The organism is Aerococcus christensenii, from assembly GCF_001543105.1.
In the GTDB taxonomy this organism is placed as follows: Bacteria; Bacillota; Bacilli; order Lactobacillales; family Aerococcaceae; genus Aerococcus; species Aerococcus christensenii.
The window spans coordinates 448,004-470,806 of record NZ_CP014159.1 but is presented as its reverse complement, the minus strand read 5'-3'; the positions used below and the strand labels follow the sequence as shown (position 1 = coordinate 470,806).

Sequence of the window (22,803 nt, the reverse complement as noted above, 5' to 3'; positions counted from 1 at the left end):
TATAATCTGAATAAGGAAAAAATGTCAAACAAAACTTTTGCTAATTTGTTTGACGTTTTTTGTTTGGAATCGAGAAAAATAAAGTTAAAAATAAATACTATCCACTTTAAAAAGAACACTTTTTGTATATAAAGGCAACAAAATAATAAAACTCGAAAAGGCGATGGCTAAAGGAATATTAAAAACGACAAGAAGAGAGTGACAAGCTTTTTAGGGAGGCACTTATTTTGTATAACACAATATAATGATGAGAATTCACTTGAGGAACACAATATATTGTGGTAGTCTGATAAAGGTTTTGAAAAAGAAGAGTTCTTATTCAAAAAGGAAAATTAGAAAATAAGGAGTTAAAAAATGAGTGAAACTTATTTTGAACGATCACAAGCGCCGGTAGACTACGCATTTAATGACAAAGGGTGCAACATGCATGCGATAAATTGGAATAAAATTGTTGATGAAAAAGATTTGGAAGTTTGGAATCGAGTGACTCAAAATTTCTGGCTTCCAGAAAATATTCCAGTTTCTAATGATCTCCCTTCTTGGCATGAGTTGAGTGAGGCTTGGCAGCAATTAATTACAAGAACTTTTACAGGGCTTACTTTGTTGGATACTATCCAAGCTTCTGTCGGGGACATCGCTCAAATTCGTCATTCTCTAACCGATATTGAAGGAGCTGTATACGCCAACTTTGCTTTTATGGTGGCCGTTCATGCGCGTTCTTATGGAACGATTTTTTCGACACTTTGTTCTAGTGAACAAATTGAGGAAGCACATGAATGGGTAGTGGACAATGAATTACTGCAAGCGCGCGCAAAAGCTTTGATTCCTTTCTATACGCAAGACGATCCTTTGAAATCAAAGGTAGCCGCTGCTTTGATGCCTGGTTTCTTATTATATGGAGGGTTTTATTTACCGTTCTATCTTTCTGCACGTGGGAAGTTACCGAATACTTCGGATATTATCCGTCTTATTTTAAGAGATAAGGTAATTCATAATTTCTATAGTGGTTACAAGTATCAGATGAAGGTCGCTAAATTAAGTGAAGAAAGACAAGCAGAAATGAAGAAATTTGTTTTTGATTTAATGTATCACTTGATTGACTTAGAAAAAGCTTACTTAAGAGACTTGTATCAAGGTTTTGATATTGCAGAGGATGCTATTCGGTTCAGCTTATATAATGCAGGAAAATTTTTACAAAACTTAGGATATGATTCCCCATTTACTGAAGAAGAAACACATATTTCGCCAGAAGTTTTTGCTCAATTATCTGCTCGAGCAGACGAGAATCACGATTTCTTCTCTGGAAGTGGATCATCTTATATTATCGGAACAACAGAAGAAACAACAGATGAGGACTGGGAATTCTAATGAAAGAGTTAATTGTTTATTATTCAACGAAATCTAATAACACGCATCGTTTTGTTCAAAAATTAGGCTATGAAAACGAACGCATTCCTATGGATGGAGAAGGAGAATTGTTTGTAGATAGGGATTATGTTTTAATTGTTCCTACCTATGCAGGTGGAGTCAAAAAAGAAAATGGGGAAGTGTCTGTCAAAGGCGCAGTTCCTAACCCCGTTATTCATTTTTTAAATCATGAAGAGAATCGGTCACACTGTAAAGCAGTCATTTCATCTGGAAACACAAATTTTGGAGATAGTTATGCGATTGCAGGACCCGTATTATCTAATAAGTTACAGGTCCCTCTCCTTTATCAATTCGAATTGTTAGGAACGATAGAAGATGTTGAGCGTGTGAAGAAATTGGTTCAAGAGACGCTTAATGAAGGAGAGAAAGAATGACAGGAATCAAAGAAGAAAGTTATATTTCTTTAAATGCTTTGACGCAATTTAGAGATGAAAAAGGACACTATCATTTTGAATCAGACAAAGAAGCAGTGGCTTCTTATATGGAAGAGGTTATTGCTCCTCGTCGGATAAATTTTAACAGCCTTCAGGAAAGATTAGATTATTTAGTACAAGAAAAGTATTATGATCCGGCTGTTCTTGCTTCCTATGATTTCCATTTTATTGCAGAAATTTTTGATCTTGCCTATGCTCAAGGTTTTAAATTTCCAAGTTTGATGGGGGCTATGAAGTTTTATCAAGCTTATGCCTTGATGACAGATGATAAAAAAAGCTATTTAGAAGATTTTGAAGATCGAGCAGTGATGAACGCTTTATTCTTAGCTAATGGAGACGAGAATTTAGCTAAGAAGTTAGTTTTAGATATTATCCATAATCGTTTTCAACCAGCTACGCCTACCTTCCTTAATGCAGGAAAATTACGTCGGGGCGAATATGTGTCATGTTACTTGCTCCGTGTAGAAGATTCAATGGAATCTATTGGGCGATCCATTTCTACGAGTTTACAATTATCAAAACGTGGCGGAGGCGTCGCTTTATGCTTAACGAATTTACGTGAAGCTGGAGCACCTATTAAAGGAATTGTTCACCAAGCTTCTGGTGTTGTTCCAGTAATGAAATTATTAGAAGACTCCTTCTCCTATGCTAACCAGTTAGGACAACGTCAAGGAGCTGGGGCAGTCTATTTGAATGTACACCATCCGGATATTTTGAGTTTCTTAGATACGAAACGAGAAAATGCAGATGAGAAAGTTCGGATTAAGTCTTTATCTTTGGGTGTTGTTGTACCTGATATTACCTTCCAATTAGCAAAAGACAATAAGGATATGGCTCTCTTTTCTCCTTATGATATTATGAGGGAATATGGAAAACCGATGACGGATATTTCGATTACTGAAGAGTATGATCGTTTAGTGGCTAATCCACGGATTAAAAAGACCTATACTTCTGCTAGGAAATTATTCCAAACGATTGCAGAGCTTCACTTCGAATCAGGTTATCCTTATATTTTATTTGAAGATACTGTAAACCGTCGCAATCCTCACAAGAAGGTTGGACGAATTGTTATGTCTAATCTTTGTTCAGAAATTGCTCAAGTATCTACTCCAAGTACTTATCAAGAAGATTTATCCTTTGAAACGGTTGGAGATGATATTTGCTGTAATTTAGGTTCTTTGAATATAGCGAAAGTAATGGAAGAAGCGCCTCATTTTGGAGAATTGGTGGAAGATGCCATCCGGGCTTTAGACCATGTGTCACGTTCTGCTGATTTAGGTTGTGCGCCATCTATTGAACAAGGCAACCGGAAAAACCATGCCGTTGGTCTAGGGGCAATGAACCTACACGGCTTTTTAGCGACCAACCATATTTACTATGATTCGCCAGAAGCTGTTGACTTTACAGATATTTTCTTTTATTGTGTGGCTTATCATGCTTTCAAGGCGTCTAACCGGTTAGCCGAACAATATGGGAATTTTGAAAACTTTGAGCAATCAGAATATGCGGATGGTACTTACTTCGAAAAATATCTAACAGAAGATAAACAGCCACAAACTTCTCGCGTCAAAGAATTAGTTGAACAGTACGGACTAGAAGTTCCAACAGCGGAAGATTGGCGGAAACTGAGTGAACGGATTCAAAAGACTGGGATGGCGAATGCTCACCTATTAGCTGTGGCTCCAACGGGATCTATTTCTTATTTATCTTCCTGTACGCCAAGTTTGCAGCCTGTGGTGTCCCCGGTAGAAGTTCGTAAAGAAGGTAAATTAGGAAGAGTGTATGTTCCAGCTTTCCGAATTGATGATGAAAATTATGCCTATTATCAAAAAGGAGCCTATGAAGTGGGGCCTAATGCCATTATTGATATTGTGGCAGCTGCACAAAAACACGTCGATCAAGCCATTTCCTTAACCTTATTTATGACTTCTGAAGCGACAACTCGTGATTTAAACCGTGCTTATATCTATGCCTTTAGCAAAGGCTGCGACTCGATCTACTATGTGCGCATCCGTCAAGACGTTTTAGATGGTAGTGAGCATTATGCAGAAGACCAAGTCATTGCATCGACCAAAAGTAACTTCACTTGTTCAGGAGACAGTGAATGTCAAGCTTGCATGATTTAAGAGCCTAGATTGGCGAAATGGGGAAGTCTTGCTATAATAGAAGATAAGTAGAGTTTATCTGTCAATCTAATGCTAAACAAGAAAGAGAGGCAATGTGTGTATGAAATTTACAGCCCATGAATCTTTTAAAACACAAGTCTATTTTGTTAGTCAAGGGCAAGAACTTACCATGCTTGATCAAGAAGAAGAAGAGTATGTCAGAGGTGTCTTATCCTTTGAGGGCAAAAAGGGACAGATCTATCAAAACTTTGGCCCTAAAGGCAGCCAAATCCTTTTAGTCGGATTAGGCGAAGAAAGTCATCTTACAGCAGATGATTACGTTTATGCCGCTTATCAAGCAGCCAAGGCTTTAAATGGAGTGCATATAGAGTCAGCAAATATTCATCTAGAGGTTAAAGGGCAGGTAAATAATGGTCAAGCTCTTCAAGCAGTGATGGAAGGCTTTTTACAAGCAGAGTATCGATTTGATCGCTATCTAACGGATAAATCGAGTGCTAGCTTGAAAGTGATCAATGTCCCTGAAAAAGTCGCTAACTTGGATCAATTAGTAGCAGAAGTCGAGGTTTTAGTAGAAGGGATTAATCATACACGTGATTTGGTGAATACGCCATCGAATGACCAAAGCCCAGCTCAAATGGCAGATCAAGTGAAGAAGCTATTGGAAGAAGTAGGCGTAGAGGTCGAAGTTTATGACAAAGCTCGAATTGAAGCAATGGGGATGAAGGCTTTACTCGCTGTTAATGCGGGATCTGTTAACGAACCTCGTTTCTTAGTGATGAAATACCTCCCTGAAGGAGAAGACCAGAAAGCCATCGCTCTTGTCGGTAAGGGAATTACTTACGATTCAGGTGGCTATGCTCTTAAACCGGCTGACTCTATGCTGGATATGAAGGATGATATGGCGGCAGCTGCTGCAGTGGTAGGTACCTTATATGCTTTAGCAAAGAATAAGGTATGTAAAAATGTGGTGGGTATTGCTGGCTTAACAGAAAATCTTGTGTCTGCTACCTCCTACAAAAATGGGGATATTATTGGTTCCATGAAGGGAACAACTATTGAAGTAGTGAATACCGATGCAGAAGGCCGAGTGACTTTAGCAGATTCCTTGTATTATGCCGCTACACGTGTGAATAGTGAATGTGTGGTGGATTTGGCTACCTTAACGGGAGCTTGTTTAGTCGCTTTAGGTGAGAGAACTTCTGCTATCATGACGAATAACCGTGACTTATTAGTGGAATTAAATCAAGCGGCTAGTGACTCGGGAGAGCCTATTTGGGAATTGCCAATGACAGAAGACCTTCGTCAAAAAGTAAAAGGAACGAATGGCGATCTGTTGAATAGTGCCGGACGTTTTGGGGGCACCATTACCGCAGGTGTCTTTTTAGAACACTTTGTAGAAGGAAAACCATGGGCTCACTTAGATATTGCAGGCCCAGCTTTTGGTGAAAAGTCTTATCGTTACCTCCCACAAGGAGCAACGGGTGTCCCTGTCAAAACCCTTTATCGGTTTGTAAAAAATCGTATAAAATAGAATAAGTCATGAATAATTAAAGAATAGACGAGTGACTGAATATGGTCACTCGCCTATTTTTATGAGGAAGGGTTTCTGCTGTGGGGAGCTATTCTTTTTTGATAGAATTAGTTTCCAAAATGTTATGGAAGAATTTCATAAATCTTTGTTATAATGCCTAAGTATAGAAAGAAGGCGAGAACATGCAGGCAAAGAGTAAGAAAATTTTACCAGGATTATTGCTCTCTATAATGGTAGCAATTTTAGGAAAGGGATTAGGTCTGTTTCTTCCCCAATTGGGTGGAGCGACTTTATCGATTTTATTAGGTATTCTTTTAGGAAATGTTTATTTTAAGCAGCCGTATTTAGAGGCTGGGACTAAATTTTCAGAAGGACGTTTGTTAGAGTATTCGGTGGTTTTATTAGGAGCAACGGTGACTTTTCAAACGATTAGTCAATTAGGACTGAAGAGTATCTTTTATGTAGGAATTTTGATGACATTAACGATTATTGCTGCTTATCAGATTGGACGTCGCTTAGGCTTTCAACCGACGACTTCTCTTCTTATGGCTGGAGGAAATGCGGTATGTGGTTCTTCAGCGATTGGATCTATTGCACCAGCTATTGGAGCCAAAGATCAAGAAAAAGGACAAATGATAACCCTCGTAAACTTACTCGGAACTGTGATGATGTTGACAGTCCCTTTTTTAGGCCTCGCTTTATTTGGAGATAATCTCATTGAAAAAAGTGCTTTGATTGGTGGAATCTTACAATCGGTGGGACAAGTAGTTGCCGCGGCTTCTATGCTAGATAGTCAAGTGGTGACTTATGCAATGCTTTTCAAAATTATGCGTATTTTGTGCTTAGTTTTTGTGGTTTTGTCTTTCCAACGTTTTATTAAGTCTAAGGATAAGAAGGACCATGTGGATTTTGAGGGACACATGGAACGCTCTCAACAGAAATTACCGTGGTATGTGACTGGTTTTATCTTGGTCTGCGTGATCAATAGCTTCTTACCGCTTCCTCATTGGTTAGCAGAAAGCGCCCATTTTGTTTCTTCATGGTTCGAAACAATCGCTTTAGCGGCTATTGGGTTGCGACTAGATTTTAAAAAATTCATGGCAGAAGGCCCTCGCTTCCTGCTTTATGGGATAGGCGTTGGACTATGTCAAGTGTGTTTTGCCTTACTTTTGATATATATCTTAGGTATTTAGGGCAAGACAAAGCGCCGGAGAAAGTTTTTATTTGAAATTGAATATAATCTTTTAAGGAAAACTAGCAAAGTAAAATTTTACTCAAAAGCTAGTTTTTTTCTTTTGGATGTTTTGTGCAACGATTTCGTATATTGAAGGCGCTAACAAGCTATAATAAGAACAAATTTATCAATAGAAAGGGTTATTAATAATGAATACAACTGTTGCTCCTCAAGTGGAGAAACGAAGTTTTAAAGAAAAATGTATGCGTACCTTTGAAACTTTTGGTCGTTCCTTCCTGCTCCCTGTTTCGGTTTTACCTGCTGCTGGTATTCTTAAAGGAATCGGTTCAGCCTTTACTAATAAAGGAACCATAGCTATGCATCCTTGGATGGCAGATAAGACTTTGCAATTGATTATGGGATTTATTAGCATGTTGGGAGGCGTCGCTTTCAAGAATTTGCCAGTTATTTTTGCTGTAGGGATTGCAGTAGGATTAGCGAAGCAAGAGAAAGGATCTGCGGCCTTATCTGGCTTACTTGGCTTTTTGGTTTTGCATAACACTTTGAATTACTTGTTGAAGGTAAGTGGCACTTTAGTGAATATGGCTAAGGATCCAACAGGCGCTCTACTTGCTCAACACATGCAAACTACGGTGTTAGGTATTCAAACCATGGATTTGAATGTCTTTGGTGGGATTATTACTGGGGTGATTGTTTACCTCGTTCATAAGAAAGCTATTAAAATGAAAGTGCCGCAAGTGCTCGGCTTCTTTAGTGGCCCTCGGTTAGTTCCTATTTTAACGATTCCTGTGATGGCCGTTGTTGCACTCGTCTTCTTTGCTATTTGGCCAATTATTCAACAAGGGATTAATGAACTTTCTGTAGCTATTCTTCGTTCTGGCTATTTTGGAACACTTGGTTATGGAATTGTTGAACGTTTGCTTTTGCCATTTGGTTTACACCATGGCTTGAATTGGCCAATTCGTACGACAGAATTAGGGGGAATATTTACCATTGGAGGCAAACAATACGCAGGTACAATTTCTGCTTATATGGCTTCCCTCGGGACTAACGGTGCGATTGATCCAATGATTACGCGTTTCTCATCTGGTAAATTTATTTACAATATGTTCGGTTTACCAGGGGCTGCTTTAGCCATGTATACTTGCGCCAAACCTCAAAATAAGAAAACGGTAGGATCTTTACTTCTTGCTGCTGCTTTAACAGCTTTCTTAACCGGGATTACGGAACCTATTGAATTTACTTTCTTGTTTGTAGCACCGGCTCTTTATGTTATCCATGCTGTTTTAGCTGGCTTCACCTTACTCGCAACTAATCTTTGTGGGGCAGCTTTCTTGACACCAACTGGACATGGGCTTATTAACTATATTATTTATGGGGTGCTTCAAGGCACACGGACCCATTGGTGGTTATTACCAATTATTGGGGTTATTTGCTTCTTCGCTTACTTTGCTGTCTTCACTTTTGCTATTAAGAAGTTCGACTTTAAGACACCAGGGAGAGAGGAGGATCCTTCGACAATTGCTCTTCACGGAAAGAAGGAAACCCGTCAAAAATTAGGAGTTAAATCCATTAAGGATGAAATGGAAGGCTCTTCAAATAAAGAATTAACACTCCATGGTCAAGCACTTGCTCTTATTGATGCGCATGGGGGCCCTGACAATATCACGAACGTTAACGCCTGCATCACACGACTAAGAATTAATGTGAAAGATGAATCTTTGGTGGATAAAGATCTCATCGTTAACGAATTAAAAGCCATGGGATTTGCTAAATCAGGTATGCAAATGCAATCTATTTATGGAGGAAGAGCCAACCAATTGAAAGTCGAAATTCGAGAAATTCTTGGAATGGTGGAATAAGGTTATGATAGAAGAACAACAAGCTTTAAACGATGCTGTTGCTTTTATTACAGATTTAGATGGCACATTGGTTGCGGATTCGACGCAAGTGGCTGAAGAAGATAAGGCACTTCTCCATCAACTGTCTGAAAAGATGTATATTGGAATTGCGACAGGACGTTCAATGAAGGAGATCCACTATATTGAAGAGCAGTGTGGACTGATTTGTGACATTAAGATTGCTTTTAATGGCGGGATTATTGACTATAAAGGTCAGCGGTTAAAGGATTGTGCCTTGCCACAAAATGACCTCGCTGAGTTAATGGATTATATTGAAGAACATCAGATTATTTTTGATGCTTTGGATAATGTGGATCGAATTGGAACTTATACAACAACGAATTTGAAGAAACTATGGAATATGCGCTTGATGACTGTTCCAAATCTCTATCAAACACTCAAAGAGAAAAAAATCTATAAAATTAACTTACGGCCTAAGAGCGACGAAGCTGATGAAATGTTGGCAACGTTACGGGCGCACTTCCCACAGTTGACGATTTGTAAGAGCGGAAATGCACGTATTGAAATTACGCCAAAAGAAATTAGCAAGGGTGAAGCGCTTAGAATGTTGGCAGAGCATTGCCATTTGCATTTCATTTGTGTGGGAGATTCAGAAAATGATAGCTCCATGTTTGAGGAAGCAGACCAGTCTTTCTGTTTAGCACATGCAGCTCCGGCAGTTCTAGGTAAAGTAACAACTGTTATTCAAACATTTAGTGAATTGGGAGAACATTTATTATCAGGAAAATAAAGAAAAAAACAAGACGAAGTGAATGACTTCGTCTTGTTTTTTGTATATAAAAGAACTGGAAGACTTAAAGGATAGAATAGATAGCCTCAAATAAGAGATCGCTGGCTACATAAAGCATCAATCGAGATTTCATTTTTTCGCGATTGGATTTTGAAGGGTGAGTTCTGACGCTTATGCTTGCTAATTCAGTGAGGGGATTCGTGGAGAAGCCTGTAATGGCTATGATTTGGCAACCTTTTACTTTGCAAGCGGAAATGCTTTCAAGGACGTTATTTTTTGAGCCGTTGAGAGAAAAGACTAAGAGGCAGTCTTCACTTTTAACGATTTCTGGCATATCTCTAATTTGAAAAAATTCAGTATAATCATTTGACCACAACCCAATGCTTTTAAGCCGATGATTAAAATTAGAGGCTACATAAGCAGAAGAACCGACACCTACGCAAAAAATGTGGTGAGCCTTCTTGAGAATATGTCCAATTTCAAGAAGTTTGTCTTGGTCTAACATAGCAATGGTTTGAAGAATATCATTGCGGCACTTTTTAACCTCTTGATCCAATGAACTACTTTTCTTGTTAGAAATTTTTTGCCCTTCTTGCTCGTGAACGACCGCATACTTAAATTCTGTAAACGAATGGTAGTGCAATTTTTTGATTCCGCGAACGATCGTGGGTGCAGAGAGATGAAGTTCTTGCTCGATGACTTTTAGTTTCAAATTTGTAAGATCTGGATATTTTAAGATGTAGTCAATAGCGAGCTGTTCGGTAGCCGTTAAATTTTCGTAGAAATTTTGAATACTCGTATAAACCGATCCCAACTTAATCTCCCTTTCATTATTAAATATATTTTCATCATTATAACATGAACAAAAAAGCTCTTCAATTGGCGTACGAGGGATCTATAAATGAATTAAAATAAGGGAAATCTTTATATACAAATAGGCTATTTAATTTTTTCAATAGCCTATTTATGCAAGAAACAATGGCCGTTGCAATGGACATTGTTTGATAGCTGCTTTATTATTATTTACTGTACAATAGATACGTGAGGAGGGAGAGGAGATGGATCACCTGAATAAGCGGATGACAAAATTACTCTTGATTTTATATGAACAAAGGGATTTTGTGACAGCTGATACGCTAAGTAAACTGTTAAATCTTTCCAAGAAGAGTATTTATCGAGAAATAAAGGCGATCAATGAGAGACAAGAAGAGTTCCCTTTGATTATATCTGAACGAGGAAAAGGCTATAAGCTGGATTATGATCGGTATATCTCACAAGGGAACAGTCTGCAGAGGAGGGAGATCAATCCGAGGAGCCGGCAGAATAGAGTCATTGAAACTTTATTGTTGTGCTCGCCTCATCCCATGAAGGTAGAAGAACTCTATATGAATGATTATATCAGTGATTCAACAATTGCTTTAGATGAAAAAATGATGATTGAATTGCTGGAGCCCTTTCATTTACGACTAGTGCGTCAAAATAAGAGGCTATCGATTGTGGGTTCAGAAATTCATATAAGAAAAGCTTTGGTAGAACTTTTTCAACCGCTTGAAGTGACAGATATGGAGAAGTTTTGTCTGTCGAATCATTTTAATAAGTATGATTCTTTGTTTGTGTCGGTCCAACTCTCTGAAATTGAAAAGAGTATAGGGTCCCATATCCCTTATCCTTATAATATTAATATTTTCTCTCATTTATACATTTTGATTGCAAGAAGTCGAAAGGGATATTCAGAAGACATGAACCAAGCTCTTTCTGAAGAGGAAGAAGAGGCTATGAGAGGAAATGACGAATATCGTCAAATTGCTTCATCGATTATTGAAACCACTGAGAATTATTTGCATCGTGCCTTGAATCGAAAAGAAGTTTTCTATCTCTATCAATACTTAATTTCGTGTCGGCTCACTCATCGTTCAGAAAAGCAGATGATTTATTCCCATGCATTGAAAGATTTAACAGAAGATTTGATTGATGAAGTGGAAAGAAAGCTCAATCGGAATTTCCATGAAGCCAAGTTAATCAATGATCTGGTTCAGCATATGAAGCCTCTGATTAATCGCTTGGAGAATAATATTTACATCCATAATCCACTCCTTGGACAGATTCAAGCGGCTTATCCAGAAATTTTTAAAGCGTTAACAGAATGTGTAGAAGGAATAGAGAGTCAGTACGGTAAGATCAGTGCGGACGAAATAGGCTTTTTAACGGTTTACTTTGCTCGGGTAATGGAGAATAGTTCAGGTCCTATTAAAACGATTATAATGTGTACGACAGGGGTAGGTACTTCAGAGCTCATTCGCGTGAAAGTGAAAAATAAATTTCCACAATTGGAAGTGATGCAGGTTGTTTCTCGTTTAGAAATTGATCAAGCCCTTAGAGACGTAGATAACGTTCAGTTAATTTTAACGACTATTGATTATACCCCTAAACTTCCGATCTCGACTTTATTAATTTCAGCCATGCTAACTGTTAAAGATTGTGAACGCATTCAAGGAATGATCGAACAAATAACTGGAAATAAGTAAAAGGAGAAGTCGGTATGTGTTATGAGGATTATTTGAAAGTTCAGCGCTTTACTCAGTTTGCGGACCGCTCAGCTTATTATTCCCAGTTAATGAAGCAATTAACAACAGATTTTAAGGAAGAAATGTCCCATCTACAGTTAGAAGACTTTATGAGAGAACGCGAGGAACTGGGAAGCGTTCAGATAGGCTCTTATACAGTGATGCCTCATATGGAAGCAGAAGAAATTCCTTCTTCTAAGATTTATCTTTTCTTATTAGAGAAACCTTTTTATTGGAATGATCAGGCAAGTCAGATTCGGATCATCTTAACGCTCTTTATTTGCCCCAAAAAAGACAGCCACAAGGAAAAAATCCGACAAGTTATTCGGCACTTTGCTGAACCTCATATTGAACAGAAACTTTTAAATAGTAAAGATAATCATGAAGTTTTTAACTTATTGACAAACTAGAAAGAAGGAAAAGATGTGGAACTTTATAAACAAAAATTTGAAGTTGAAACCTTAGCCTCTCAAGTCAGTTATCATGATATAACCGCTCAAATTCGACAGGCCGTGTCTGAAAGTGAGATAAGAGAGGGCTTGATTACCGTCTTAACGGCTCACACGACGTGTTCTATCTTTTTGGAAGAGTATGTGCATGATAAGAATGAAGAAGGTGAAGATTTCCTTCAAGCAGATTTGAATCGGGTGCTTGATCATATTATTCCTCCGCATAAGGCGTCTTATCAATATCAGTACCCAGGGCCTAAACATTTGGAGACTGTCCGATCGTGGTCGAATCCTCAGGATTATTTACCTCATGATTCAATAGAAGATTTGTTTAATGGAGATGGTCATTTGAGAGCCAGCCTGATTGGAAATCATGTAGCGATCGATTTAAGTAATGGAGAACTTGGGTTAGGGAAAACAGGCTACGTTTATTTTGTAGATTTTGATCAAACGCGTGAAAGGAAACGCACCTATCAAGTAACGATCATAGGCAATCGATAAGGAGAAGACAAATGTTAGTAAATGGTAAAAAAATGCTTCAAGAAGCCAAAGCCAATCATTATGCAATTCCAGCTTGTAATTATATAGACAGTGATTCTGCTCGTGCTTTTCTAAAAGTAGCAGAAAAAGAAAATCGTCCGCTAATTCTTGCTTATGCCCAAAAACATCAAGGCATTTTATCTTTAGAAGAAGCGGCATCTATTGGCAATTATTTTGCAAAAAAAGCCACAGTTCCAGTCGTTTTACATCTTGATCATGGAGAAGATATTGACTTTATTGCTAAGGCCATTCAATTAGGGTTTAATTCTGTCATGATAGATGCTTCTAGTGAAAGTTTTGAAGAAAATATTCGTCTCACCAGGGAAGTGGTCGCTCTTTCGCATGCTTTTGATATCCCTGTCGAAGCAGAATTAGGCCATGTTGGTGCCAATGACTTAGTGAAAGATTTAGGACATACGGGTTCTATTTATACGGATCCAGAGAGTGTGACAGTTTTTATCGCCCAGACAAAGGTTGACTCTTTAGCGGTATCGATTGGAACTGCTCATGGCCTTTATAAGGGAAGTCCTCATATTAGCTTTGAAGCTTTAAGTCAGATTTGCCAAGTGACAGATCTTCCCTTGGTTCTTCATGGAGGCTCTTCAAGTGGGGATGAGAATCTCAAGCGATGTGCAGAAGGGGGCATTGCTAAGATTAATATTTATACAGATTTTGTGGATGCTGCTTTCCAAGCTTTGAAGGAATGGCCTGCCTTTAAAGATTGGATTGAAGTCAAAAAGAAAGGACAATCAGCAATGGAAGCTGTTTTATCTCATTATTACGCTGTCTTTGGTACACCAAAATATCCAAGAAGATAATGAGTGAGAGAGGAGGAAATTTTTTGAAGAATCTATTAGAAGTGAAAGCCCCCTTCTTTATTTTTAATCCAAAATCTTATTTGTATGGACAGCCTTTGGAAGAATTAGCACTTGAAGCAGATCAAATGGCAGAAAAAATGGGTGTTCAAGTCTTTGTGACTGCTCCCTATGCGGATATTGAACGTTTAGCACACAAGACTTCTCATATTATTGTAACGGCTCAACACTTAGATGGATTAGAGCCTGGGAGAGGAATGGGTGCAGTTTTAGGAGAATCTATTTATCAAGCTGGGGCCAGAGCAACTTTTTTAAACCATGCCGAACATCCTTTAACATTGACCCAATTAGTCAAAAGTATCCAAAAAACAAAAGAACTGGGAATACTCTCTATTGTGTGCGCGGACTCTGTGGAGGAAGCGCGGGCCATTGCTACCCTTCGTCCAGATATTTTACTGTGCGAAGAAACGGCGCAGATTGGGACAGGACAAGTGAGTGATACATCTTATGTTCATTCCACCATCGAAGCCATTCATACAATTGATTCGGAGATTGCGGTTATGGAAGCGGCAGGCATTCGGTCAGCTGAAGATGTCCGTCGGGTCATAGCCTTAGGTGCGGATGGGACAGGATGTACTAGTGGGATTACCCAAGCAGAAGATCCTGCTTCCGTTCTCAGATCGATGATTCGAGCTTTAAAGAATTAACGATATCTACAAAACTTAATAATGAGTGAGTAGTCATCTTATTTGAAAGGAGGGGAGATGATGGAAAACATGTATTTAACAGATCTACAAAAGAAAGATATCAATAGTAGAGAAGAAGCGTTAACTTACTTAGCCGATCGCTTATATACAAATGGTGACGTTAAAGGAAGTTTTAAAGAAGCAATTATTGATAGAGAAAATCATTTTGCGACAGGCTTAGCCTTAAATCAATTAGGAGTTGCAATTCCTCATACAGATAATATTCATGTCAATCATTCAAAAATTGCTGTGATGACCCTACAAGAACCTGTTGAATTTTATCAAATGGGATCTACCACTGAAACCGTATCTGTAAGTATGATTTTCATGTTAGCCCTTAAAGATGCGCATGGACATTTGGATATGCTTCAAAAATTAATGACCTTCTTCCAAGATCAGGAAGCTCTTAAAGCGTTATTGGATCTAGAAGATAGCGATGAAGGACACGCTGCAGCAGCACAGTTATTACAAGAACATCAAATTATAATCTAAGGAGGGGATTTTGATGATAGATATATTACAAAAATTTGTTGCGTTAGGACCAACGATTGTTCTCCCTATTTTAATTTTTATCTTTGGTTTAGCCTTAGGTACTAAACCAAGAAAAGCTTTTAATGCAGGCTTAACCGTTGGTATTGGGTTTATTGGCTTGAATTTAGTAATTGGCCTCTTAGGAAGTAACATCGGGCCAGCCGCTCAAGAAATGGTTAAACGTTTTGGCCTTAATTTGAATACTATTGATGTTGGCTGGCCAGCAGCTTCTGCTATTTCTTATGGAACCTTGCTAGGAAGTTTAGCCATTCCTGTTGGGATTGCTGTGAACCTCGTATTATTATTCCTAGGCTGGACGAAAACCTTGATGGTGGACATTTGGAACTTTTGGCATGCGGCTTTTGTGGCTTCATTAGTTTTTGCAGTGACCCAACAATATCCGCTTAGTTTATTTGCAATGATTACGTATCTCTTGTTAATGTATCTTTTAGGGGATATTATTGCTCCAACGATTGGGGACTTCTATGGATTTCCTAATATCACCTTTCCACACGGAACCTCAGCGCCTGGTTTCTTGATTGCTATTCCTTTGAATTGGTTATTTGATCGTATCCCAGGCTTTAACAAAATCGACGCCAAACCAGAAACGATTCAAGAAAAATTCGGTATTTTTGGTGAAACCACTGTGATGGGCTTAATTATCGGGATCGTTTTAGGATTACTTGCTGGCTTCCCAATTGGTAAGACTCTTCAATTAGGAGTTGTTCTTGCTGGTGTTATGGTTCTCTTGCCACGTATGGTTGCCTTATTAATGGAAGGATTAACTCCTATTTCTGAAGCAGCTAATGCGTTTGTTCAAAAACGATTCCCAGGACGTGAATTAAATATTGGGATGGACTCTGCACTTTCTGTTGGTCACCCAGCTGTTTTATCCAGTTCTTTAATTCTTGTGCCCATTACAATCGCTTTAGCCTTTATTTTACCAGGCAACAAGACTTTGCCATTTGGTGATTTAGCTACGATCCCATTTGCTGTTTGCTTAATGGCAGCTGTCTTCAAAGGAAATATCGTGCGGACTGTTGTAGCAGGTATGGCTTACATTTCTTCGATTTTCTACATTACTTCTTGGGCAGCACCTCTCGTAACTAGTGCTGCTCAAGCTGCTAACTTTGACTTAGGCGGCAATCATTCTATCACGGCCTTGCTTGAAGGGGGATTATGGCCAACGTGGTTATTTGTCTTCGCTGCTAAGACACTCCCATGGATAATTATTGGCGTGATTTTCCTTGTTTGTTTAGGAAGTTTGTATTACATTAATAAAAAGAAGACTACTGACATTTAAAAAGAAGGAGAGCGAATATGAAGAAGCTATTGATTATGTGCGGTTCAGGTATTGCAACCTCTACAGTTGTAACAGGAGCTGTGAGAACTTGGTTAGCTGAAAAAGGTTGGGACAAAGAAGTAACAATTATTCAATCGAAGGTGGCTTCAGAAGTGAACCATATTGATGATTATGATGCCGTTGTTTCAACAACAGCTGTGCCAGACAACATTAAAGATAAAGTGATTATGGGGATCCCAATTTTGACAGGTATGGGGAAAGAAAAAGTTTTCGAAAAATTAGAAAAAGTTTTGAACCTCTAATTGCACTAGCAGCGATTTTGCTAAAAAGAGGACTGATAGCTATCAGTCCTCTTTTTTTATTTAAGATGTAAGTTGAAAAATTTCTTTGAAAAGGAAGAAGTTATTGGCAATGAAGGTGGTTGGCTAGTAATTGCTCAATCACTTGGCCTACACCATCACAAAGGTTGCTAGGAGCAAGATGTGGGGCGGCTTTTATACATTCAGGGTGAGCGTTAGCCATGGCATAAGCATGAGGAAAATCTTTTAGCATAGAGAGATCGTTGAGAGAGTCTCCAATTGTGATGACTTCATCTGCTTGATAGCCTTTTTCTGCTATATAAGTTTTGAGAGCAGCCCCTTTTGTCGCTTGATAGCGCGTAATTTCCAAATTAAGGAGATGGGAAGAGGTGATGCTTAGATCTTTTTCCTTTTGAAAAGCTGCGCGAACACTTTCTGTTTCAGAAGGTTCCTTAGCAAAGATCATTATTTTGAGTGGAAGATTATTTTCTTGGATAGAGAAATCACGAAGAGAACGTAAGCCTTCCTCTTTAAAGCGATCGGCTAGATAATCTGCATGAGGGGAGGAATCGCTTAACACATGTTGTAGGTAAGTTTTTGGATTTTCAACATAGTATCTCTTTGCACTCATTAAGGCGTAATTAATCTGCCGATGTTTACAATAAGCAATAATATTTTGAACTAAGTGAAAAGGAAGAGAATAGGGATGTAAGAATTTTCCGTTATCATCTGTAAAAATAGCCCCATTGAGATTGATCATAGAACAGGAAATAGAAGCAAGGTCCAAAAGGGGCTTAGCCATAGGATAGCCTCTGCCGGTTGCAATTAAGAATTCGACACCAGCATCTTGCAAGGCATGAACGGCAGCAGCGTTACGGTTAGAAATTAGACGATCTTTGTTCAAAAAAGTGCTGTCCATATCTGTGGCAAATAAGCGTATCATAACAAGTTCTCCTCTTCTAAAACGATCATAAATTCAATATTCATTATACCACTTTTAATGAGGGATAAATCGTAGACCTTTGGGATAGAAATTCTTGACGGTTCCTTGAACTTGTTTACCAAATCCTATGCTCATATGATGGTAGCAAAGCAAGCACCAACCTTGGTTCCCTGGTTTTTGAAAAGTTTCTCCTTGGATATAATGGCTCCATTCTTCATAGGAGAGATCAAGTTTTGGAATACTTGCACTTGGGGAAAGAGACATGGCTAAAGCAAAACTGGGATGAAATCTTTTCTTGAGGAAACTCCCCAAGTGAAGCCCTTGCCTTAAGCAGCGTAGGCCGGAGAGATTAGGACAAGGGGTAGGCAGTAGCCAGAGTTCTTGTCCAAAAACTTGGAGTGAAGGCGCAGAAATAGATTGAAGGTTAAAGCGGTCAGCAAATTCTTCAAAGTAGAGCTTTTCTTCTCTAGACAAGGAGCGGGAAGAAGATTTTTCAGATTTCTTTTTGGAGCGAGAAGTGAATTGAGAAGGAGAAGATTGAGTAGGACCTTGATAGGTGAGGCGAGCGACAAAGTGACCTTCCCCAGGATGGAGGTGTGGCCAGATTCGCCGAGTTCCTTCCAAGTCTGGGTTTCCTTGTCCCCAGATCATTAGCCCTGAAGAGACAATATTAGTAGAAAAATTTTCGATAGGGTCAACATGCAACGGGAAATGGTCTACCAGCCAAGCGATAATTTCTTCATTTTCTTCGGGGGCAAAGGTGCAGGTAGAATAGATAAGTTGTCCACCTGGTTTGAGTAAGCGAAGAGCTTCAGGAAGAATTTCTTTTTGACGAGCTTGACAGGTTAGAGGCGTTTGAGGTGTCCATTCACTGATTGCGGGATTATCTTTTCTAAACATGCCTTCTCCAGAACAAGGGGCGTCGACTAACACTTTATCAAAGTAGCCAGGTAAATGTTGAGCCAGCTGATTTGGCGAGTGGTTAGTTACGATAGCGTTAGTGATGCCTAAACGTTCGATATTTTCAGCTAAAATTTTGGCACGCTTAGGGATAATTTCATTTGCCACAAGAAGGCCCTTCCCTTTGAGAGCGGCAGCAAGTTGGGTAGACTTGCCACCAGGAGCGGCACAGAGATCAAGGATACATTTCCCGGGCTGGGGATCTACAACGGTAGCCACACTCATAGCGGAGGGCTCTTGACTATATACCAATCCTGCTTGGTGGAGAGGAGACTTACCGTCTATTTCACCGTAGAAGCTAAGCGGTGCATAGGGAGCAGGATCTAAGTCAAAGGGCAATTCTTCTTGACAAATCTTTAAGGCGTTTTCTTTCAGTGAATTGATCCGAAATCCTTTTTTTACGGTTCCTTCTTCAAGTTCGTGCAAGAAAGGTGGAGAGTCGGTGGAGGAGAGTAAACGCTGGTATTTTTTTATAAAGGCACTAGGAAGTTGCATGGCTTTATCCTTTCTATGACTATAATCCCTAGCATCATACCACAAGAAAATAAAGTCGCCAACCGGATCCTATTTTGACCCCTCATGTAGTTGTTTATTTTCCTATTTAATAAGGAGAAAATTAGTTAGAAATAATTTCTTTGATGCGAGATGCATTTGCTGTGGCTTTCTAAAGAAAAGGTGTTTTTGTAACAAAAGATTTGAGGAAAAGGTCTTTTCTTTAGAAAGGAAAACGTTATAATAAAAGCCAAGAATGAAAAAAGGGGAATTCATATGGGCACAAAAAAAATCATGGCGGTCATTCTAACAATTATTGCGTGTATGTTTTGGGGATTAGGAGGCGTGTTGAGTCAACATGTGATGCAGACTTTTCATGTTTTACCCCAAGAGTTAACAATGCTTAGAATGAGCATTACGGGTGGAGGAGTTTTGATTTATTTAACGCTTCGAAAAAAATTGCCTGGAAAGGAATTCTTTGAAAATTCATCGATTTGGAAAAGATTTGTTGCTTTTGCTATTGCAGGATTAGTGTTTAATCAATTTTCTTATTTAAAAACGATTACGTTAACGAATCCTGGAACAGCCACCATTCTTCAATATGTAGCACCTATTCTTTTATTGATTTATTATTGCTTAGTTGGAAAAAGGTGGCCAAAACGTAAGGAAATTTTTGCTATTCTCTTTACGATTGTGGGCATTCTTTTAATTACCACGCATGGAAAAGTGGGACAATTGGTCCTTTCTAAGGAGGGACTAGTATGGGGAATGTTGAGCGCTGTAGGAATGGTATTTTATCATATGTTGCCTCTCCCTTTAATTAAACGCTATGGTCCATTAGCTACTACAGGAATAGGAATGGCTATCGGCGGTCTTTGCTTATCTCTTTTTATTCATCCGTGGAATCATTTGGATTTAATGAATGGACATTTTATATTGTGGTTAGTGCTTACTGTGATTGTGGGGACTTTAACACCTTATGTTTTGTATTTAAAGGGGATTCAATACCTCGGCCCGCTCCCTGTGAGTTTGATTGGAACGGTAGAACCTGTGGCTTCAACTTTGCTAACTGTATTTTTACTGAAAACATCTTTTGTGCTATTGGATTACTTAGGAATGGGATTTATTTTAGCCACTGTTTTGTTAACGGTTCATGATAAATAAAGCTATAAGTTTAAAGAAGCTTATCTTTGAAGAAAGAATAGCTTCTTTTTATTTATGCAAAAAAATTTCAATGGTAAGAAATAGAAGGCTTAAAAAGAGTCAGTGAATGACACCAATATTACAGCTTTGTTACAAATAGGAAATCAAGATATTTAAAAAAGACAAATAAAAAGTAAAGAAAGTTAAAAGAGTATTGAGTCTCTTTGATTTTTAAGAAATGTTTAAAGGGAGAAAAGAGAAAACAGAAGGACTCTAGAAGAGATTATTTTGTAATAGAACTGTTAACCAATTCTTTTGAGAGACAGCGTATAATAATACTTGTAAATTAAACGAGTGTTAACAAAAATACAGATATTAATTTTGGGGGACAAAATATATGAAGCACAAGAAATTAGTAGTAGGGACATCTTTAGCGGCGACAGCGGCTATTGCAGCAGTTACTGCGCCACAAGTCAATGCGGAATCTTATACTGTTAAATTTGGAGATACTTTATCAGAGTTAGCTTTACAATTTAATACGACTATCGAAGAAATTCGCGATGCTAATAATATTCAAGACATCAATAAGATTTTTGCTGGGGAAACTTTTGAAATTCCTACAGCAACTAAGGAAGCTGCTCCACAACATCCTGTTCAAACACAAGAAGTTAAGGAAACCGCTGCAGTGGAACATCATGAAGAAGTACAAAAGGACACTCATTCTGCTCTTCAAAATGGTGTTTATACTGTCCTTGCAGGGGATACCTTGAATCGTATTGCTGAAGAGTTTGGGACGACTGCTCAAGCAATTCGTGACCTTAATGGAATTCAAGGAGACTTAATTTTTGTAGGTCAACCTTTACAAGTTAAGGTAGGACTTGTTTCAACAGCTAAGGTATCTGACGATCAAGACGATGAAGTTATTGTTGAAGAATATGCGAAAGATGCACCTTCTACAGAGCAAGCTGCAACGAGTGAATACACAGTCGTTCCAGGAGATACACTTGCTAAAATTGCTGAAGCTTACGGGTTAAATGTTGAAGAATTACAATTAGCTAACGGTTTAGACAGTGATTTTATTTATGCTGGTCAAGTTTTAGCTGTAAGTCCACAAGCTGTTTCTCAAGCTCAGAAATCTCAAGAAAAAGCTGAACAAGAACGTCAAGCTCAGGCGGCCCAAGAAAAAGCTGAACAAGAGCGTCAAGCTCAGGCGGCCCAAGAAAAAGCTGAACAAGAACGTCAAGCTCAGGCAGCCCAAGAGAAAGCAGCTCAAGAAGCTCAACTTCGCGAAGAAGCACGTCAAAAAGAAGCTGCACGTCAAGCTCGTGAAGCTCAAAAGAAAGAAGCTGTCGCACAACCAACTGCTAAGATTGCACAACACGGACCTTATAATGGTTCAGTGGATCCACGTAATCTTGCGCCTGCAGGACAATGTACAGCTTATGTAATTAATCGTTTGTATGGATTAGGACGTCCAGTGCCTGGAATGATGGGAAATGCTAATGAATGGGGAGCTTATGCTGCTCAGTATGGATTAGCTGTTTCGAACCACCCACAAGTAGGAACCGCTGTTAGCTTCCCAGCTGGAGTAGCGGGTGCTTCTAGTTATGGTCACGTTGGTTTTGTTGAAGCTGTTTATCCAGATGGCTCTTTCCAAATTTCTGAAATGAACTATGCTGGAGTATCAGGTGTCAACTATCGTACCATTCCAGCTGCGGTTGCATCATCTTGTCAATTCATTAACTTTTAAGAATAATAGAAAAAGCGAGACTCCCCCTCTCGTTTTTCTTTTGTTCAAATTTGGAAAGCACTTTTAAGAGTGCTTTTTTTTATGAGGAATGAAGGAAGAAGAGGACACGTTGGTTTTTTACAGTTTTCACGGTATAATATATTAAATTCAAAGGATTATTGATGGGAAGAGAGGATGTGTAGTGATGAAAAAGATATTAGTGGTGGATGACGAAAAAGCTATCTCTGATATTATTACTTTTAATCTGAAAAAAGAGGGTTATGAAGCAAAAGCCGCTTTTGATGGAGAAGAAGCTTTAGAAATCTTCGAGGACTATCAACCAGATCTTGTTCTTCTAGATTTAATGCTTCCCAAAAAAGATGGGTTAGAAGTTTGTCGAGAAATTCGTAAATCTTCAAATGTCCCTATTATTATGTTGACAGCTAAGGGAGAAGAAATTGATAAAGTGCTAGGTCTTGAAATGGGCGCAGATGATTATGTGACCAAGCCTTTCTCTAATCGAGAACTTTCTGCTCGGATCAAGGCCAATATTCGGCGTTCGGATGTATCTAAGCAAGAAGAACAAACGGAAGATGATAGTGGATTGAATGAAATTGTAGTAGGGAATTTGATTATTCATGAGGATGCCTACTATGTTTCAAAAAATGGAAATGAAATTGAGCTAACCCACCGGGAGTTTGAACTTCTTCATTATTTAGCTAAGCATTTAGGGCAAGTGATGACGAGAGAAAATCTTCTTCAGACGGTATGGGGCTATGATTATTTTGGAGATGTTCGAACAGTAGACGTCACTGTTCGACGTTTACGTGAGAAAATCGAAGACTTACCTTCTCAACCCAAGTATTTAATGACAAGACGTGGTGTAGGTTATTTCCTTCAAGAAGCAAGTCAGGAGTAGAGGT

21 protein-coding genes are annotated in these 22,803 nt (G+C 38.7%); 18 read left to right on the top strand and 3 right to left on the bottom strand.

The window, feature by feature from the left end; genetic code table 11:
• Positions 1-354 precede the first annotated feature (354 nt).
• From nrdF to AWM71_RS02270, 7 genes are all read left to right on the top strand, one after another.
• Complete coding sequence (gene nrdF, locus AWM71_RS02300; RefSeq protein ID WP_060776480.1) at positions 355-1,368, top strand: class 1b ribonucleoside-diphosphate reductase subunit beta; 1,014 nt, start codon at positions 355-357, stop codon at positions 1,366-1,368.
• The gene (gene nrdI, locus AWM71_RS02295) at positions 1,368-1,802 is read left to right on the top strand and encodes a class Ib ribonucleoside-diphosphate reductase assembly flavoprotein NrdI (RefSeq protein WP_060776479.1); all 435 of its coding nucleotides are present in this window, start codon (positions 1,368-1,370) and stop codon (positions 1,800-1,802) included. Before nrdF ends, nrdI begins: the two co-directional genes overlap by 1 nt.
• Positions 1,799-3,988 (top strand): class 1b ribonucleoside-diphosphate reductase subunit alpha, encoded by a 2,190-nt coding sequence (gene nrdE / locus AWM71_RS02290; protein WP_060776478.1) that lies wholly within the window; start codon positions 1,799-1,801, stop codon positions 3,986-3,988. Before nrdI ends, nrdE begins: the two co-directional genes overlap by 4 nt.
• A gap of 100 nt (positions 3,989-4,088) precedes the next feature.
• Positions 4,089-5,519, top strand: a complete 1,431-nt coding sequence (locus AWM71_RS02285) for a leucyl aminopeptidase (RefSeq protein ID WP_060776477.1) — start codon at positions 4,089-4,091, stop codon at positions 5,517-5,519.
• A 182-nt stretch (positions 5,520-5,701) separates the two neighbouring features.
• On the top strand, positions 5,702-6,712 hold the full coding sequence (locus AWM71_RS02280; RefSeq protein ID WP_060776476.1) for a YeiH family protein: 1,011 nt from the start codon (positions 5,702-5,704) through the stop codon (positions 6,710-6,712).
• A gap of 244 nt (positions 6,713-6,956) precedes the next feature.
• On the top strand, positions 6,957-8,576 hold the full coding sequence (locus AWM71_RS02275; protein ID WP_144428649.1) for a PTS transporter subunit EIIC: 1,620 nt from the start codon (positions 6,957-6,959) through the stop codon (positions 8,574-8,576).
• A gap of 4 nt (positions 8,577-8,580) precedes the next feature.
• A complete protein-coding gene (locus AWM71_RS02270) occupies positions 8,581-9,366 on the top strand; it encodes an HAD-IIB family hydrolase (RefSeq protein WP_060776474.1) in 786 nt (261 codons plus the stop codon).
• Positions 9,367-9,430: 64 nt separating this feature from the next.
• On the opposite strand, the gene AWM71_RS02265 is transcribed toward AWM71_RS02270, so the two are convergent.
• The gene (locus tag AWM71_RS02265) at positions 9,431-10,180 is read right to left on the bottom strand and encodes a MurR/RpiR family transcriptional regulator (protein ID WP_060776473.1); all 750 of its coding nucleotides are present in this window, start codon (positions 10,178-10,180) and stop codon (positions 9,431-9,433) included.
• Positions 10,181-10,424: 244 nt separating this feature from the next.
• Between AWM71_RS02265 and AWM71_RS02260 the strand changes: the two genes are divergently transcribed.
• From AWM71_RS02260 to AWM71_RS02225, 8 genes are read left to right on the top strand one after another with little or no spacing between them, the layout of a single operon-like run.
• Positions 10,425-11,891 carry a BglG family transcription antiterminator gene (locus AWM71_RS02260; RefSeq protein ID WP_060776472.1) on the top strand — a complete coding sequence of 489 codons (1,467 nt, stop codon included), beginning with the start codon at positions 10,425-10,427 and terminating at the stop codon, positions 11,889-11,891.
• A 14-nt stretch (positions 11,892-11,905) separates the two neighbouring features.
• The gene (locus tag AWM71_RS02255; protein WP_060776471.1) at positions 11,906-12,340 is read left to right on the top strand and encodes a PTS sugar transporter subunit IIA; all 435 of its coding nucleotides are present in this window, start codon (positions 11,906-11,908) and stop codon (positions 12,338-12,340) included.
• A gap of 15 nt (positions 12,341-12,355) precedes the next feature.
• Positions 12,356-12,880, top strand: a complete 525-nt coding sequence (locus tag AWM71_RS02250) for a YjbQ family protein (protein WP_060776470.1) — start codon at positions 12,356-12,358, stop codon at positions 12,878-12,880.
• Positions 12,881-12,891: 11 nt separating this feature from the next.
• On the top strand, positions 12,892-13,737 hold the full coding sequence (locus AWM71_RS02245) for a class II fructose-bisphosphate aldolase (protein ID WP_060776469.1): 846 nt from the start codon (positions 12,892-12,894) through the stop codon (positions 13,735-13,737).
• A 23-nt stretch (positions 13,738-13,760) separates the two neighbouring features.
• Positions 13,761-14,441, top strand: a complete 681-nt coding sequence (locus AWM71_RS02240; RefSeq protein WP_236701141.1) for a triose-phosphate isomerase — start codon at positions 13,761-13,763, stop codon at positions 14,439-14,441.
• A 57-nt stretch (positions 14,442-14,498) separates the two neighbouring features.
• The gene (locus tag AWM71_RS02235; RefSeq protein WP_236701140.1) at positions 14,499-14,972 is read left to right on the top strand and encodes a PTS sugar transporter subunit IIA; all 474 of its coding nucleotides are present in this window, start codon (positions 14,499-14,501) and stop codon (positions 14,970-14,972) included.
• Positions 14,973-14,985: 13 nt separating this feature from the next.
• The gene (locus AWM71_RS02230) at positions 14,986-16,314 is read left to right on the top strand and encodes a PTS galactitol transporter subunit IIC (RefSeq protein ID WP_060776466.1); all 1,329 of its coding nucleotides are present in this window, start codon (positions 14,986-14,988) and stop codon (positions 16,312-16,314) included.
• Positions 16,315-16,331: 17 nt separating this feature from the next.
• A complete protein-coding gene (locus tag AWM71_RS02225; RefSeq protein ID WP_060776465.1) occupies positions 16,332-16,616 on the top strand; it encodes a PTS sugar transporter subunit IIB in 285 nt (94 codons plus the stop codon).
• 100 nt (positions 16,617-16,716) lie between these two features.
• Here AWM71_RS02225 and AWM71_RS02220 read toward each other — a convergent pair whose 3' ends face one another.
• Together AWM71_RS02220 and AWM71_RS02215 are read right to left on the bottom strand one after the other, a co-directional pair.
• Complete coding sequence (locus tag AWM71_RS02220) at positions 16,717-17,556, bottom strand: HAD family hydrolase (RefSeq protein WP_060776464.1); 840 nt, start codon at positions 17,554-17,556, stop codon at positions 16,717-16,719.
• 54 nt (positions 17,557-17,610) lie between these two features.
• Entirely contained in the window at positions 17,611-19,011 is a 1,401-nt protein-coding gene (locus AWM71_RS02215) for an RsmB/NOP family class I SAM-dependent RNA methyltransferase (RefSeq protein ID WP_060776463.1), read from the bottom strand.
• A 273-nt stretch (positions 19,012-19,284) separates the two neighbouring features.
• On the opposite strand from AWM71_RS02215, the gene AWM71_RS02210 reads away from it, so the two are divergent.
• The 3 genes from AWM71_RS02210 (at position 19,285) to yycF (ending at position 22,799) form a co-directional block, all read left to right on the top strand.
• A complete protein-coding gene (locus AWM71_RS02210) occupies positions 19,285-20,172 on the top strand; it encodes a DMT family transporter (RefSeq protein WP_060776462.1) in 888 nt (295 codons plus the stop codon).
• Positions 20,173-20,548: 376 nt separating this feature from the next.
• On the top strand, positions 20,549-21,901 hold the full coding sequence (locus AWM71_RS02205) for a LysM peptidoglycan-binding domain-containing protein (RefSeq protein ID WP_060776461.1): 1,353 nt from the start codon (positions 20,549-20,551) through the stop codon (positions 21,899-21,901).
• Between the two features lie 184 nt (positions 21,902-22,085).
• Complete coding sequence (yycF, locus tag AWM71_RS02200) at positions 22,086-22,799, top strand: response regulator YycF (protein ID WP_060776460.1); 714 nt, start codon at positions 22,086-22,088, stop codon at positions 22,797-22,799.
• Positions 22,800-22,803: the final 4 nt, after the last annotated feature.

What these genes read in the sequence shown, in the direction of transcription:
- nrdF (WP_060776480.1), top strand. Translation starts at nt 355, where the DNA reads ATGAGTGAAACTTATTTTGAACGATCACAAGCGCCGGTAGACTACGCA.
- nrdI (WP_060776479.1), top strand. Translation starts at nt 1,368, where the DNA reads ATGAAAGAGTTAATTGTTTATTATTCAACGAAATCTAATAACACGCAT.
- nrdE (WP_060776478.1), top strand. Translation starts at nt 1,799, where the DNA reads ATGACAGGAATCAAAGAAGAAAGTTATATTTCTTTAAATGCTTTGACG.
- AWM71_RS02285 (WP_060776477.1), top strand. Translation starts at nt 4,089, where the DNA reads ATGAAATTTACAGCCCATGAATCTTTTAAAACACAAGTCTATTTTGTT.
- AWM71_RS02280 (WP_060776476.1), top strand. Translation starts at nt 5,702, where the DNA reads ATGCAGGCAAAGAGTAAGAAAATTTTACCAGGATTATTGCTCTCTATA.
- AWM71_RS02275 (WP_144428649.1), top strand. Translation starts at nt 6,957, where the DNA reads ATGCGTACCTTTGAAACTTTTGGTCGTTCCTTCCTGCTCCCTGTTTCG.
- AWM71_RS02270 (WP_060776474.1), top strand. Translation starts at nt 8,581, where the DNA reads ATGATAGAAGAACAACAAGCTTTAAACGATGCTGTTGCTTTTATTACA.
- AWM71_RS02260 (WP_060776472.1), top strand. Translation starts at nt 10,425, where the DNA reads ATGGATCACCTGAATAAGCGGATGACAAAATTACTCTTGATTTTATAT.
- AWM71_RS02255 (WP_060776471.1), top strand. Translation starts at nt 11,906, where the DNA reads ATGTGTTATGAGGATTATTTGAAAGTTCAGCGCTTTACTCAGTTTGCG.
- AWM71_RS02245 (WP_060776469.1), top strand. Translation starts at nt 12,892, where the DNA reads ATGTTAGTAAATGGTAAAAAAATGCTTCAAGAAGCCAAAGCCAATCAT.
- AWM71_RS02235 (WP_236701140.1), top strand. Translation starts at nt 14,499, where the DNA reads ATGATGGAAAACATGTATTTAACAGATCTACAAAAGAAAGATATCAAT.
- AWM71_RS02230 (WP_060776466.1), top strand. Translation starts at nt 14,986, where the DNA reads ATGATAGATATATTACAAAAATTTGTTGCGTTAGGACCAACGATTGTT.
- AWM71_RS02225 (WP_060776465.1), top strand. Translation starts at nt 16,332, where the DNA reads ATGAAGAAGCTATTGATTATGTGCGGTTCAGGTATTGCAACCTCTACA.
- AWM71_RS02220 (WP_060776464.1), bottom strand. Translation starts at nt 17,556, where the DNA reads ATGATACGCTTATTTGCCACAGATATGGACAGCACTTTTTTGAACAAA.
- AWM71_RS02215 (WP_060776463.1), bottom strand. Translation starts at nt 19,011, where the DNA reads ATGCAACTTCCTAGTGCCTTTATAAAAAAATACCAGCGTTTACTCTCC.
- AWM71_RS02210 (WP_060776462.1), top strand. Translation starts at nt 19,285, where the DNA reads ATGGGCACAAAAAAAATCATGGCGGTCATTCTAACAATTATTGCGTGT.
- AWM71_RS02205 (WP_060776461.1), top strand. Translation starts at nt 20,549, where the DNA reads ATGAAGCACAAGAAATTAGTAGTAGGGACATCTTTAGCGGCGACAGCG.
- yycF (WP_060776460.1), top strand. Translation starts at nt 22,086, where the DNA reads ATGAAAAAGATATTAGTGGTGGATGACGAAAAAGCTATCTCTGATATT.